Genomic DNA, 13,596 nt, shown 5'->3' on the forward strand with positions numbered 1-13,596 from the left:
CCGGTAGCGGGCGATCGAGCGTGGGGCGATCGCCGGTTCAGTCGACCGCGCGATCGATGACGACGACCGTCGCCTCCTTGGCGTCCACGCGCACCGTCACCGGCTGCGAGGTCAGATCGCCGGATTGCGGGATGGCGTTGCCGGAGGCCGATACGCGGGCGAGCACCTGCACCTGTTCGAGCTGCGACAGCTTCATGGTCGGCATCGGGCTGTCGCCGTCGTCGAGGCTGACTTCGAGCGGGAATTTCGCGGCCGGGTGCTTTTCCACCGCGACCGGCATCGGCGGGCCGCCGACCTGGCGCGCGATCACGAACACGCTGGCGTTGGCGGGCAATTTCGCCGCCAATTGCGGCGACAGTTCGACCCGGATCTTGAGGCCGGGGCCGCTGGCCACGGCGTTGCCGGCGACGGCCGGCGCGGGCGCCTGCATCGCCGGCATGCCGGCTTCCTGGCGCGCGCCGTTGATCTGATCGAGCAGGCTCGCGGCGGTGGCCGGGTCGACCACGGTCAGCAGCGGTTCCCAGGTCTTGGCCGCTTCGGCCGGTTGTTCGGCCTGGCGCTGGGCGATGCCGAGGAACCAGCGCGCGCGCTGATGCATGGGCTGCTGTTCCAGCGCGTGCTTGAGCATCGCCACCGCTTCGTTGTCGAAGCGACGCTCGCGGGTGGCCAGGGCGCGCGCTTCGGCGGCTTCGGCGAGCAGGTCGGGGTTGTCCGGCGCCAGCGTGACCGCGCGCGCATACGCATCGCGCGCCTTCATGCCCAGGCCCTGCGCGGTGTAGGCGCTGGCGAGCAGGCGCCAGCCTTCGATCTGGTTCGGATCGCGCTCGAGTTCGGCTTCCAGCTGGGTCACCGCTTCGTCCAGCGATTGCGGCGCCTTGCGTTGCTCGGGTTGCAGCCCGGCCGGCGTGCCGATCGCGAAATACAGCGCGACGGTGGCCGCCGCGAGCGCCACGCCCAGGCCGGCGCCGAGCGCCGGTCGCGTCCGCCACAGCGGATGCAGCGCGTAGCCCAGTACGAACACGACCAGTGCCGCGCCGCATGCCACGAACACGCCCATCGGGGCCGATCCCATCGTCACCGCCATCACCACTCTTGTTCCTCGTCAATGCGGGTGTCGGCCGGTCGTGCCGTCGCCGAGCGCGCATGCACGATACGCGCGACCGCGAAACCTCCGGCCAACAGCAGCAGCGCCGGGCCGAACCACAGCAGCCAGGTCTTGGATTCGACCTGCGGCCGATACAGCACGAATTCGCCGTAGCGCGCGACCAGGAAATCCTTGATCTCGCCGTCGCTCTTGCCCTGGCGCATCAGCGCGAGCACTTCGCGGCGCAGGTCGTGGGCGATCTGGGCATTGGAATCGGCCAGCGACTGGTTCTGGCACATCACGCAGCGCAGTTCGGCGACCAGGGCGTGGAAGCGGCGTTCTTCGCCGCTGTCGGTGAAGCTCAGCGGGGCGGGGTCGTTGGCGGGTTGGGCTTGGGCGGGTGGGGCCAGGGTGAGGGCCAGCGACAGACTCAGCAAGGTGGCGGCGATGAAGGTGCGCAGGGGCTGGGAAGCAAAAGCAAATCCCCCCTGGCCCCCCTTTTTCAAAGGGGGGAACCCATCGGGTTGCAACGAAGCGATCCGTATTTGCGTAAATTCACTCGCTGCAACGCCAGTGCGGTTTTGCTTATCGAAACCCGTGCTGTTCCCCCCTTTGTAAAAGGGGGGGAGGGGGGATTCGCTTTTACCCGCCAGCCTCATCGCGCCTTCTCGATCTTGCTCAACTCAGGCAGCAACTCATTCGCGATCACCTTGTCGGTCAACGGCCCCACGAATTTCCAGCGCACGATCCCGCGACCATCGACCAGAAAGGTTTCCGGCGCGCCGTAGATGCCCCAGTCGATCGCCGATTTGCCGTCGTAGTCGGCGACCACCACCACATACGGATTGCCGTACTGCTCCAGCCAACGCAGCGCATCGGCGTGCTCGTCCTTCCAGTTGAAACCGATCACGCGCAGGCGCTTGGTTTCGGCGAAGCGGGTCAGCACCGGATGTTCGTCGCGGCAGGCCGGGCACCAGCTGCCCCAGACGTTGAGCAGGTACGGCGCGCCGCGCAGTTCCTGCGAGGTCAGCAGGCGGCCGGCTTCGTGCAGCACCGGCAGCGAGAACGCGGGCGCGGGCTTGCCGATCAGCGGCGACGGCAGTTTTTCGCGATCGGGATTGCGGCTGAGCCACACGCCGGCGGCGAGCAGCACCGCGAGCGCGGCAAACACAGCCAGCGGCAGCCAGCGACTCTTGTTCATGCGTCGTCTCCATCGGGTTTGCCGGCAAAGACGTCATCGTCGTTGCCGCGATACCGTTTTTCAGCGGCGAACGCTTCCGGCCCGTCGGCCAGCGCGAATTCGAGCGGGTCGGGCTCGGCGCGTTTGGGTTCGGGCGCGAGCTTCGGCCGGAAGCGTCGATCGGTCGCCGCCACCAGACCACCGAGCATCATCAGCAGCGCGCCCAGCCAGACCCAGCGCACGAACGGCTTGATGTGGACGCGCACCGCCCAGGCGCCGCCGCCGAGCGGTTCGCCGAGCGCGACGTACAGATCGCGGGTGAGGCCCGGGGCCAGCGCGGCTTCGGTCAGGACCTGGCCGCCGCTGGCGTAGGCGCGTTTTTCCGGATGCATCACGGTCAGCAGTTCGCCGCCGTCGAACACGGTCACGGTGCCGTAGTCGGCTTCGTAATTCGGTCCGACGCTGTGCTTGACGCTGTCGAAGCGGAACGAATAGCGGCCCAGGTCCAGGCTCTTGCCCGGCGCGAGCGCGACTTCGCGCTGCACGCTCAGGCCTTCGACCAGCAAGGCGCCGATCAGGAACACCGCCACGCCCAGATGGGCCAGGGTCATGCCGAGCATTTCCGCGGTGAAGGCATTGCCCTTGCCGCGCACGCGCGTCCACACGAAGCGCAGCGTGCCGGCCGCGACCCAGACCGCGCCGCCGACGCCCGCGGCGACCTTGAGCGGGCTCTGCGGCGCCAGGAAATACGCGGCGATGGCGGCGCCGAGCGCGAGCCCGGCCCACGGAATCAGCATCGCCAGCGGGCGCGAGGCCTGTTCGCGCTGCCAGCGGAACAGCGGGCCGAACGGCAGCAGCAACACCAGCGGCGTCATCAGCAGCACGAACATCAGCGCGAAGTAGGGCGGGCCGACCGAGATCTTGCCCAGGTCCAGCGCATCGGCGAGCAAGGGATACAAGGTGCCCAGCAGCACCATCGCGCACGCGGTCGCCAGCAACAGGTTGTTGCCGAGCAGCAAGGTCTCGCGCGACATCAGTTCGAACGGCTTGCCGGCGTTTTCCTCGCCCGACGGCGCGCGCAGCGCGTACAGCAGCAGCGAGCCGCCGATCACGATGCCGAGGAAGATCAGCACGAACAAGCCGCGCGAGGGATCGGCGGCGAAGGCATGCACGCTGGTCAACACGCCCGAACGGACCAGGAAGGTGCCCAGCAGCGACAGCGAGAACGCGGCGATCGCGAGCAACAAGGTCCAGCCGCGGAAGCTGCCGCGTTTTTCCGTGACCGCCTGCGAATGAATCAGCGCCGCGCCGGCCAGCCACGGCATGAAGCTGGCGTTCTCGACCGGGTCCCAGAACCACCAGCCGCCCCAGCCCAGTTCGTAATACGCCCACCACGAGCCCAGGGCGATGCCGAGGGTCAAGAACGCCCAGGCGACATTGGTCCACGGCCGGGTCCAGCGCAGCCAGCGCGCGTCGACCTTGCCGTCGAGCAGCGCGGCGATCGCGAACGCGAACGGCACGCTGAAACCGACGTAGCCGATGTAGAGCATCGGCGGATGGATGATCAGGCCCGGGTCCTGCAGCAGCGGATTGAGATCGCGGCCTTCGGCCACCGCCGGCAGCAGCCGCGCGAACGGGTTGCTGGTGAAGATCAGGAAGGCGAGGAAGCCGACGCTGATCACGCCCATCACCCCGAGCACGCGCGCGATCACCTGCGACGGCAGCGACTTGGAGAACCAGGCCACCGCGGCGGTCCACAGCGCGAGCACCAGCGCCCACATCAGCAGCGAACCTTCGTGCGCGCCCCACACCGCGGAATAGCGGTACAGCACCGGCAGCAGGGTGTTGCTGTTCTCGGCGACATAGCGCAGCGAGAAATCCTGATTGACGAAGGCGTGGGTCAGCAGCACGAACGCGAAGCCGACCAGCAGCAACTGCGAATACGCGGCCGGCCGCGCGATCGCCATCCACGGCTCGATGCCGCGGTGCGCGCCGAGCAGCGGCAGCGCGGTCTGCAGGACCGAGATCAGCAGGGCGAGGATCAGGGCGATCTGGCCGAGTTCAGGCAGCATGGGCGATCGCCTTGGGGTGGTTCATGGTGCGGGATGATTTATCCGCGGAGACAGCAACAGCAACAGCAACAGCAATAGCAATAGCAATAGCAATAGCAACAGCAATAGCAACAGCAACAGCAACAGCGAATCCCCCTCGGTCCCCCTTTTGCAAAGGAGGAAGACAAGCGGGCTTCGATGCAAAAAACTGCGATCGGATCGCTATGCGGTAGTCCGACTCAAGCGCGAAACCCACACCAACCCGTGCTGTTCCCCCCTTTGTAAAAGGGGGGCAGGGGGGATTCGCTTTTGCTCCACGCGCGAAATACCTCAACGCGCGGGCTCCACGCCACCCGGCGCCGCGACATCATGCTTCTTGTGCGCCTGCCCCATCTTGTCGGCGACTTCCTTGGGCATATAGGTTTCGTCGTGCTTGGCCAGGATTTCCTCGGCGACGAAGGTGCCGCCCTGCATGCGTCCGGTCGCGACCACCGCCTGCTTCTCCCGGAACAGATCGGGCAGGATGCCGGTGTAGACCACCGGCATCAGCGCATCGCCGTCGGTGACGCTGAAATGCGCGTCCATCGAACCCGATGCGCGCTTGAACGAACCCTCCGCGACCATCCCGCCGAGGCGGAAGCGCGCGCGCTCGCTGGCATCGCCGCGCAGGATCTCGCTGGGCGTGTACAGATACGCGACGTTGCGCTGCAACGCGGTTGCGACCAGGGCGGTGGCGACGCCGGCGGCGGCGACCAGGCCCAGCACCCACAACAGGCGACGGCGACGGGTGGGATTCATCGGCTCAACTCACTGGGGGTGCTGCGTGCCGCGTCGCGCGCCGCGCGCTTGCGCGCCTGGCGCAATTCGCGGCGGACCTGCCACTGGCCGGCGAAGAAATCCCAGCCCAGCACGATGAAGAACACTGCGTAGGCAGCGATGAGGTAATTGCGGTATTCCATCAGCGCCGCTCCCGCGGATTGACCACGCCGGCCAGTTGCGCGACCCAGGCCTTGCCCTGTTCGCGGCGCAGGTTGTCGGCGCGCGCGCGCACCAGCAGCGCGCCGACGAACCACAGCTTGGTGCCGACGATCATCCAGATCAGCGGCGCCATCATGCTCGGGTCCATGCTCGACTTGCCGAACAGGCTGATGGTCTGACCCTGGTGCAGCGAGTTCCACCACACCACCGAATAGCGGATCACCGGCAGCAGGGCGACGCCGACGATCGCCAGCAGGCCGGCCGCGCGCGCGGCGGCGCGGCGGTCGTCGATCGCCTGGTACAGGCCGATCACGCCCAGATAGAGGAACAGCAGAATCAATTCGGTGGTCAGGCGCGGGTCCCAGTCCCACCAAGTGCCCCACATCGGCTTGCCCCAGATCGAACCGGTCGCCAGGGTGATCACGGTGAAACCCGCGCCGATCGGCGCGCAGGCCATGGCCAGGATCTCGCACAGCTTGATCCGCCAGATCAGCGCGATCGCGGCGTACAACGCCATCAGCCCGAACACCGCCAGGCTCATCCAGGCGCTGGGCACATGGATGTACAGAATGCGGAAGCTGTCCTTCTGCTGGTAATCGGCCGGCACCTGGAACAGGGCGCCGTACAGGCCCCAGGCCATCACCAGCGCGCCCAGGCCATAGGCCCACGGCGCCCAACGCGCGGCGAAGCGGTCGAAGCTGGGCGGCGAACCGAGTTGGTGGAACCAGCGGACGAGTGGATTCATTCAGTGGTTCGAAGGTCTCGAGGTCTGGGTCGCGGAGCGGCCTGGACGGTTGAGCGCGGCAGCCGGGCTGTCGCGCGCGGGTTCGGTCTGCTACTGGGTCCTGCTTACGAGTCCTGCCTGGTGCGTGGCAATGCGAGCCGCCGGCGCCGTCAGTTCAGCGCGATGCGGATCGCGGCGGCGGCGGCCAGCGGCGCCAGCAGCAGCGCCACCACCAGTCCGGCGGCCAGCAACAGCAACGCGCCTACCGGGTCCAGTCCCTGGGCCGAGCGGGCCACGCTGCCCGCGCCGAAGACCAGCACCGGAACGTACAAGGGCAGTGCCAGCAAGGCCACAAGGATACCAGAGCGCCGCATCCCGACCGTCAGCGCGGCGACCACCGCACCGAGCAGACTCAGCAAAGGCGTGCCCAGCGCGAGCGAGGCCAGCAGCACCGGCAATTGCTCGCGCGGCAGGTACAGCAGTTCGGCCAGGAACGGGGTGGCGATCAGCAGCGGCAGGGAAGTGGTGGCCCAGTGGGTGAAGGTGCGCACAGCGACCAGCCAGCCCAGCGGCACCGGCGCCAGCATCCATTGCTCCAGCGAGCCGTCCTCGGCGTCGCCGCGGAACAAGGTGTCGAGCGCGAGCAGCCCGGCCAGCAGCGAGGCCAGCCACAGCACCGCGGCGGCGGCTTTCGACAGCGCCTGCTTTTCGCCGCCCAGGGCCAGCGCGAACAGCACCACCACCAGCAGGGCGAACAGCGCCGGTTGCAGCGCATCGCCGCGGCGCCGCCACAGCAGGCGCAGGTCGCGCGCGAGCAAGGCGCGCGCCGAACCGATCAGGCCGGGCGTCGCCGCGCCGGCGCCGGGATTGCGTTGCCGCACGCTCATGCGCTGGGCTCCATCGCGACCGCGCGTCGCAGCACCAGCATGCGCGTGCGCACCGGAGGCGCGGCGTAGGCGCCGTGGGTCGTCACCAGTGCGGCGCCGCCCTCGCGCAGATGCGCCTGGACCATGCGGTTGACCAGTTCGATCCCTTCCAGGTCGAGATTCGCGTACGGCTCGTCGAGCAGCCACAACGGCGCCGGCGACATCCACAGCCGCGCCAGCGACAGGCGCTTCTTCTGTCCGGCCGACAACTGCCGCGCCAGCGTGTCGTCGTAACCGGCCAGGCCGACGATGGCCAGGGCGTTCTCGGGCAGCTGGCTGCGCCGGCGCCCCTGCAGGCCGCACAGGAAATTCAGATTCTCCAGTGCGCTCAGGTCGGCCTTCAGGCCCGGCAGATGGCCGAGATAGGCGATCGCGCGCGCCCGGCGCGAGGCGTCCGAGGGTTGCCCGTCGATGTCGATCCGACCGTCGTCGGCGCGCAGCAGGCCGGCCAGCACGCGCAACAGCGTGGTCTTGCCGGCGCCGTTGTCGCCTTGCACGAGCAAGGCTTCGCCGGCATCGACGGCGAAGTCGAGCGGTCCGAACACGGGTTCGTCGTTGCGCGCGAAGCGCAGGCCGCGGGCTTCGAGCAGGGGCGGGGCGGTACGTTCGAGTGGAGTCATCGGTCGCAAGCGGGCGGCGGGTCGGGCCGCGAAGCGGGCAGTCTATGCGACTGCGCGGGTCGCTCCGCATTCTCGCCGCGTATTGCGTCCTCGCCGCCTGACTCGGTCAGGCGCCGATCCAGTCGGTGTGCGCGGCCGGTCCGGCATGGCGCGGACGAGCGATCAGCATGCGCAGCCTCACCGGTTCGCCGCGCCGCCAGGCCAGCACGCCGGCCTGGCCGAATTCGCGCGCGAGCGCGTTGGCCACGGCGTCGTCGAGATCGGCCAGCAACCAGCCCGGTTCGCGCCACTGTCCGGCGACGTCCTCGGCCCATGCGGCATGACGTTGCACGCCGATCGCGTCCAGCCGCGCGACCAGGCGTTCGTCGGCGGCATGGTTGGCGCTGTCGGAGTGCGGCTCGGACGCGGGGTTCCATGCGGTCATGAACAGGTAGCTCGCGGCGGGCCAGTACGCCTCCAGGTCGGCGGCCGGCCGGCCCACGCGCAAGGGCAGGGCGTCGCCGTCCAGCGCCACCGCGTAGTCGGCGGCGGCGTAGGCGATGGCCAGTTCGGCGGCGTCGAGCACCTGCAGTTCGCGCATGCGCGCAGTTTCGCGGGGCCGCGCGGGCAGCGCAAATCCGGCCGACGGGCGGGATGTCGTCGGTCGTGTGCGCTGTCTTGCCGTCGTCATATAGATATGTCGCCGCGTCATTGCCGCCGACCGTCACGGTCTAACGACCTGCAACACGGATTTCGTACACTCCCCGGTCCGATCGCGATCACGTACCCGGCCCCATGACCCTGACCACCAAGCTGCCGAAAGTCGGCACCACCATCTTCACCGTGATGTCGCAGCTCGCCGCCGAACACCAGGCGGTCAACCTCGGTCAGGGCTTTCCGGATTTCGACGTGCCCGCGCGTCTGGTCGATGCGCTCGGCCGCGCCATGCGCGAAGGCAAGAACCAATACGCGCCGATGACCGGCATCCCGGCGCTGCGTCAGGCCATCGCCGCCAAGACCGAGCGTTGCTACGGCTACCGGCCCGACGCCGATGCCGAGATCACCGTGGTCTCCGGCGCCAGCGAGGCGATCTTCGATGCGGTCCAGGCGGTGGTGCGTCCGGGCGAGGAAGTGATCGTGCTGGACCCGTGCTACGACAGCTACGAGCCGGCGATCGACCTGGCCGGCGGCCGCGCCGTGCATGTGCCGCTGGACCCGCGGACCTTCGCCGTCGACTGGGATCGGGTGCGCGCGGCGGTCACGCCGAACACCCGCCTGCTGATGATCAACTCGCCGCACAACCCGTCCGGCGCGATGTTCGATGCCGACGACATCGCCCGGCTGAGCGAGCTGCTCGCCGACACCGGCATCTGGCTGCTGTCGGACGAAGTCTACGAACACATCGTGTTCGACGGCCGCCGCCACGAGTCGGTGCTGCGCTATCCGCAGCTGCGCGAGCGTGCCTTCGTGGTGTCGAGCTTCGGCAAGACCTACCACTGCACCGGCTGGAAAATCGGGTACTGCATCGCACCGGCGGCCTTGTCGGCCGAGCTGCGCAAAGTCCATCAGTACAATAGCTTTTGCAGTTTCGCCCCGGCTCAATGGGCGTTCGCCGAGATGATCGAGGCCGAACCGGAGCATTACGAGGGGCTGGGGGCTTTCTACCAGGCCAAGCGCGATCGCTTCCGTGATCAATTATTGACCACCGCGCTCAAGCCGCTGCCGGTGCCGGGCGGCTATTTTCAGCTGGTCGATTACTCCGGCGTCAGCGATCTCGACGATGCCGCGTTCTGTCGCTGGCTCACCACCGACAAGGGCGTCGCCGCGATCCCGCTGTCGCCGTTCTACGAGTCGGCGCCGGCTGGGCAACGTCTGGCGCGCCTGTGTTTCGCCAAGAACGAAGCGACCTTGGACGCGGCGATCGAGCGTTTGTTACGGCTGTAACCCGCAACTCGATTTTGCACTTTTTTTGCACAACTACTTGCCGAATGCTTTGACTTCGGTCTAATCTTCGTCTACGAGTGTCGTCAGACGCTCGTTCAACGGTATAACCGTGGCTGTAGGGGGAGTTCATGGACAGAACGATCAGCGCGTGCCGCACTTCCGGCATGGCAAAAAAGTCGCGACCCGGCGCTAAAAGGGATGACGTGTTGCGCGTCTCTTTTGCAAAGGTGTCCGACGTCTCATTTCGACCGATGTCTGTCCGGTCACCTCAACTCCAACAATGACCGCGACGAGGTCCGTCGCAGCGTGCTGGCCGAGCCAGTCGCAGCCGACGACCGCTTCGGGTCCTATCGTGCGTCAGTACATTACTTAGCCGGGGAACGCGTGAGACAACTAACTGCAACCAGCCCTCGTTTGTGGATCGCGATCCTGCTGGCCGTTGCGCTGGCCGGGTGCGCCACAAGGCCCGCGCCGGATTTCGGCGGCCGCTGGAAGCCGGTCAACCGGTATTCCGAAGCGCCCAACGAAATTCCGCTTCATCAGTCCTACGTCTTCTATCCCTCGCCGATGGACGGCACCTTGAAGGCGATGCTGACGCGCTGGACCCAGGATTCGAACATGAAGCTGGATTACCAGCACTATTCGGATTTCACCCTGCATCAGGCGGTGTCGCAGATCCACACCACCAGCCTGCCGGACGCGATTTCGCAGCTCAATTCGGCCTATGCCGGACATGGCGTGGTGATCGCGCGCGAAGGCGAGCAGATCGTGGTGCGCTCGGCCGTGTCGGCGCCGCCGGCGGCCGGCAACGATACGCCCGCGGTCGACGCGGCATCCAAGTCCGCGCACGCGCCCAAGAGCGAGCCGTCGCAACCGCATTCGCCGTCCGCCAGCGCAGCCGATCCGGCCGCGCTGCCGTCCGCGACCCTGGCGCAAGCCTCCGGTCCGTCGCGTTGATCCTCGAACGGCGCAAGCCGGCCCGCACAGGCGACGAGTCCCGGCATGCGCAGGCATGCCGCGTCGCCGGCAACGATTCCATCGTCATGGATGCAGCATAGATGTTCGGAAAAAAGCCCGTAACTCCGGCGGTCGAGAACGCCGTCGCCAAGGCGGTGAACTACGAGGTCACCGTCGCCGACATGGCCAAGCGCAGCGAGAAGCGCGCGTGGCTCGTCGCACTCGGCTCGTTGATCATGTCGCTGATCCTGGCCGGCGGTTATTTCTACTTCCTGCCGCTCAAGGAGAAGGTGCCGTACCTGGTCATGGCCGACGCCTACACCGGTACCGCGACGGTCGCGCGCCTGCGCGACGACTTCGCCAACCCCAGCGTCTCCACCAGCGAAGCGCTCAACAAGAGCAACATCTCGCACTTCATCATGGCGCGTGAGTCCTACGACTACTCGCAGATCGGTGAGCGCGACTGGGCGACGGTGTTCGCGATGGGCAACGCCCAGGTCGCCACCGCTTACCAACAATTGTTCGGCTCGACCAACCCGGCCAATCCGATCACCACCTACGGCAAGACCAAGACCATCCGGGTCAAGCTGTTGAGCATCCAGCTCGCCGCCGATGCGATGAACACCGGCCCCGGTCCCAAGGTGGCGACGGTGCGCTTCCAGCGCAGCCTGTACAACAAGGAAAACGGCGACAACACGCCGCTGGACAGCAAGATCGCCACGATCGAGTTCACCTACAAGTCGAACCTGAAGATGGACGAGGTTAACCGCGTCCTCAATCCGCTGGGCTTCCAGGTCAGCGGCTATCGCGTCGACAACGACTACGCCGCCGCGCCGGCCCTGCCGCCCAACGCGACGCCCACGCAGACGCCCGCGCCGGCCGCGGCCTACCCGCAGCAGCCTGGCGCGGTCTCGCCCGATGCCGCCAATCCGGCCGCTTATCCGCCGGGTACCGCGCCGCCGCCGGCCGCGTACCCGCCCGGCACGGCGCCTCCGGCTGGCGCGCCGCCCGCGGCCTATCCGCCGGGCACCGCGCCGGCGCCGGGCGCGCCGCTTCCCACCAACCCCGCCCAGCAGCCGCAACAGCCGGCTGCGGCACCTGCACCGACTGGCAATGCGAATGGAGTCAGCAACCGATGAACTGCCTGCGTAAACATCGCCTGGCCGCCCTGTTGTTCCTGGCGGTTTCCGGCCTCGCACTACCTGCCTCGGCCCAGGTGATCCAAGAGTACGAATACGAAGCCAACCGCATCTATCCGGTGCGCACGGGCCTCGGCATCACCACTCAGATCGAATTGAGCCCGAGCGAGAACATCCTCGACTACAGCACCGGTTTCAGCTCCGGCTGGGACATGAGCCGTCGCGACAACGTCTTCTACATCAAGCCGAAGAACGTCGACGTCGACACCAACATGATGATCCGCACGAGCACCCACTCCTACATCCTGGAGTTGAAGGTCGTGGCGACCGACTGGCGCGTGCTCGAGCAGGCCAAGCAGGCCGGCGTGCAGTACAAGATCAAGTTCGTGTATCCCAACGGCACCGAATTCTCCGGCGCGAAGGAAACCAAGGCCGAACCGGTTCCCGAGTTGAACACCACCCTCGACAAGGGCCGCGTCTACAACTTCGATTACCAGTTTTCGAGCCGCAAGAAGCAGTCGTGGCTGGTGCCGACCAACGTCTACGACGACGGTCAGTTCACCTACATCAAGATCAACGGCGTGAAGGATCTGCCGACCGGCAACTTTCCGGCCGTGTTCGGCCGCGAACGTGAAGGCAGCGAAGACTTCGTGGTCAACACCACGGTGGAAGGCAACACGCTCGTGGTTCATGGCACCTATCCCTACTTGATCATCCGTCACGGCAACAACGTCGTCGGTCTGCGCAGGAAGAAGCAGAAATGAGCCAGAACCTACCTCCCAATCAGCCGGGTAACCCGGACGAGTCCGGCGGCACTGCGGAAAACAACAGCAGCTACGGCTACGCCGGCGCGAATCCTTATTACGGCCAGCAGGCCACCGGCCCGGCGCCGGACCTGGATGCCAACGCGCCCACGCTGAAGTCCTCCGACGTGCAACGCCTCAATCGCAAGGCGCTGCTGTTCCTCGGCGGCATCGTGCTGCTGCTGATCGTGGCCGCGCTGTGGATGTTCAACGCGGCGACGTCCGGCGAAGACAAGAAGCCGAAGGTCGAAGAGGAAGTGGTCAATATTCCCGACCTGCCCAAGACCGTGGCCGATCCGCCGCCGTTGCCGGTCGATCCGCTGGCCGGCATGCCGCCGTTGCCGGTGGTCGATCAGGCCCCGCCGCCGATGCCGATGCCGCCGCCGGAGCAGATGGAGCCGGTCAAGCGTGGTCCGAGCCTGCTCGAACGCCGCATCTCGGGCGAGGGCGGTGGTGGTGGCGAGGGCGGTGGCAGCGGTGGCGGCAGCTTGCCGCCCGGCGTGATGTCGCCCGAAGCCTACGCCCAAGCCATGATGGCCGCCAACGGCCAGGGCCCGGCGCGTCCGCAGCAGGAACAGGAAAAGGCCACCAGCGCGCAGCCGATCTACAACCCGGACACCTTGCTGGTGCGCGGAACGTACATCCGTTGCGTCATGGAAACCCGCATCGTCACCGACCTGCCGGGCTTCACCTCGTGCGTGGTCACCGAGCCGACCTATTCGATCAACGGCCGCCGTCTGCTGTTGCCGAAGGGTTCGAAGGTCTCCGGCCGCTACCAGAGCGACAACATCAACGGCCCGCGCGTGTCGGTGATCTGGGATCGCATCACCACCCCGAACGGTATCGACGTCAACATGGCCAGCCCGGGTATCGACAACCTCGGCGGCGCCGGTCATCCGGGCGACTACAACGCACACTGGGGCAGCCGCATCGCCTCGGCGCTGCTGATCAGCCTGATCAGCGACGCGTTCAAGTACGCCGCGGCCAAGAACGGTCCGGAGTCGAGCACGGTAACCAACAGCGGCAACGTGGTGCAGCAGCCTTACGAGAGCAACACCGCCGAGGCGATGGAGCGTCTGGCCAACCAGGCGTTGGACAAGAGCATCAACCGTCCGCCGACCGTGACCATCAACCAGGGCACCGTCGTGAACATCTATGTCGCCAAGGATGTCGACTTCTCGTCGGTCCTGAGGTGATGTCGATTGCAGCAG

Annotated in this window: 15 protein-coding genes and 1 pseudogene; 5 read left to right on the forward strand and 11 right to left on the reverse strand. The window is 67.1% G+C overall.

Going from position 1 to position 13,596, the window contains the following annotated elements:
• Nucleotides 1-37: 37 nt before the first annotated feature.
• The 11 genes from IEQ11_RS10890 to IEQ11_RS10940 all read right to left on the reverse strand — a co-directional run bounded on the left by IEQ11_RS10890 (nucleotide 38) and on the right by IEQ11_RS10940 (nucleotide 8,143).
• Nucleotides 38-1,057, reverse strand: coding sequence for a tetratricopeptide repeat protein (locus IEQ11_RS10890; protein WP_191821070.1), 1,020 nt, complete (start codon nucleotides 1,055-1,057; stop codon nucleotides 38-40).
• A gap of 26 nt (nucleotides 1,058-1,083) precedes the next feature.
• Nucleotides 1,084-1,521 (reverse strand): cytochrome c-type biogenesis protein, encoded by a 438-nt coding sequence (locus tag IEQ11_RS10895; RefSeq protein ID WP_096414363.1) that lies wholly within the window; start codon nucleotides 1,519-1,521, stop codon nucleotides 1,084-1,086.
• A gap of 218 nt (nucleotides 1,522-1,739) precedes the next feature.
• Nucleotides 1,740-2,285 carry a DsbE family thiol:disulfide interchange protein gene (locus tag IEQ11_RS10900; protein ID WP_036103046.1) on the reverse strand — a complete coding sequence of 182 codons (546 nt, stop codon included), beginning with the start codon at nucleotides 2,283-2,285 and terminating at the stop codon, nucleotides 1,740-1,742.
• Complete coding sequence (locus IEQ11_RS10905) at nucleotides 2,282-4,336, reverse strand: heme lyase CcmF/NrfE family subunit (protein ID WP_191821033.1); 2,055 nt, start codon at nucleotides 4,334-4,336, stop codon at nucleotides 2,282-2,284. The genes IEQ11_RS10900 and IEQ11_RS10905 overlap by 4 nt, the downstream gene beginning before the upstream one ends.
• Entirely contained in the window at nucleotides 4,326-4,571 is a 246-nt protein-coding gene (locus IEQ11_RS10910; protein ID WP_191821034.1) for a hypothetical protein, read from the reverse strand. The genes IEQ11_RS10905 and IEQ11_RS10910 overlap by 11 nt, the downstream gene beginning before the upstream one ends.
• Nucleotides 4,572-4,645: 74 nt before the next feature.
• Nucleotides 4,646-5,113 carry a cytochrome c maturation protein CcmE gene (gene ccmE, locus IEQ11_RS10915; protein ID WP_046656477.1) on the reverse strand — a complete coding sequence of 156 codons (468 nt, stop codon included), beginning with the start codon at nucleotides 5,111-5,113 and terminating at the stop codon, nucleotides 4,646-4,648.
• Nucleotides 5,110-5,274, reverse strand: coding sequence for a heme exporter protein CcmD (gene ccmD, locus IEQ11_RS10920; protein ID WP_036103042.1), 165 nt, complete (start codon nucleotides 5,272-5,274; stop codon nucleotides 5,110-5,112). Before ccmD ends, ccmE begins: the two co-directional genes overlap by 4 nt.
• The gene (gene ccmC, locus IEQ11_RS10925; protein ID WP_096414366.1) at nucleotides 5,274-6,038 is read right to left on the reverse strand and encodes a heme ABC transporter permease CcmC; all 765 of its coding nucleotides are present in this window, start codon (nucleotides 6,036-6,038) and stop codon (nucleotides 5,274-5,276) included. The genes ccmD and ccmC overlap by 1 nt, the downstream gene beginning before the upstream one ends.
• 149 nt (nucleotides 6,039-6,187) lie before the next feature.
• Nucleotides 6,188-6,904 carry a heme exporter protein CcmB gene (ccmB, locus tag IEQ11_RS10930; RefSeq protein ID WP_191821035.1) on the reverse strand — a complete coding sequence of 239 codons (717 nt, stop codon included), beginning with the start codon at nucleotides 6,902-6,904 and terminating at the stop codon, nucleotides 6,188-6,190.
• A complete protein-coding gene (gene ccmA / locus IEQ11_RS10935; RefSeq protein ID WP_191821036.1) occupies nucleotides 6,901-7,563 on the reverse strand; it encodes a heme ABC exporter ATP-binding protein CcmA in 663 nt (220 codons plus the stop codon). Before ccmA ends, ccmB begins: the two co-directional genes overlap by 4 nt.
• 106 nt (nucleotides 7,564-7,669) lie before the next feature.
• Nucleotides 7,670-8,143, reverse strand: a complete 474-nt coding sequence (locus IEQ11_RS10940; RefSeq protein ID WP_052756199.1) for a DUF3293 domain-containing protein — start codon at nucleotides 8,141-8,143, stop codon at nucleotides 7,670-7,672.
• 194 nt (nucleotides 8,144-8,337) lie between these two features.
• On the opposite strand from IEQ11_RS10940, the gene IEQ11_RS10945 reads away from it, so the two are divergent.
• The 5 genes and pseudogenes from IEQ11_RS10945 (at nucleotide 8,338) to IEQ11_RS10965 (ending at nucleotide 13,581) form a co-directional block, all read left to right on the forward strand.
• Nucleotides 8,338-9,486: a pyridoxal phosphate-dependent aminotransferase gene (locus tag IEQ11_RS10945; protein ID WP_191821037.1), complete on the forward strand. Its 1,149-nt coding sequence runs from the start codon at nucleotides 8,338-8,340 to the stop codon at nucleotides 9,484-9,486.
• Nucleotides 9,487-9,870: 384 nt separating this feature from the next.
• Nucleotides 9,871-10,263, forward strand: a pseudogene (locus tag IEQ11_RS10950) (hypothetical protein); the annotation flags it as partial.
• A 281-nt stretch (nucleotides 10,264-10,544) separates the two neighbouring features.
• Complete coding sequence (locus tag IEQ11_RS10955; RefSeq protein ID WP_096414369.1) at nucleotides 10,545-11,582, forward strand: VirB8 family type IV secretion system protein; 1,038 nt, start codon at nucleotides 10,545-10,547, stop codon at nucleotides 11,580-11,582.
• The gene (locus tag IEQ11_RS10960) at nucleotides 11,579-12,346 is read left to right on the forward strand and encodes a TrbG/VirB9 family P-type conjugative transfer protein (RefSeq protein ID WP_046656480.1); all 768 of its coding nucleotides are present in this window, start codon (nucleotides 11,579-11,581) and stop codon (nucleotides 12,344-12,346) included. Before IEQ11_RS10955 ends, IEQ11_RS10960 begins: the two co-directional genes overlap by 4 nt.
• The gene (locus tag IEQ11_RS10965; RefSeq protein ID WP_096414370.1) at nucleotides 12,343-13,581 is read left to right on the forward strand and encodes a TrbI/VirB10 family protein; all 1,239 of its coding nucleotides are present in this window, start codon (nucleotides 12,343-12,345) and stop codon (nucleotides 13,579-13,581) included. Before IEQ11_RS10960 ends, IEQ11_RS10965 begins: the two co-directional genes overlap by 4 nt.
• Nucleotides 13,582-13,596 lie beyond the last annotated feature (15 nt).

Source organism: Lysobacter capsici (assembly GCF_014779555.2).
GTDB lineage: Bacteria > Pseudomonadota > Gammaproteobacteria > Xanthomonadales > Xanthomonadaceae > Lysobacter > Lysobacter capsici.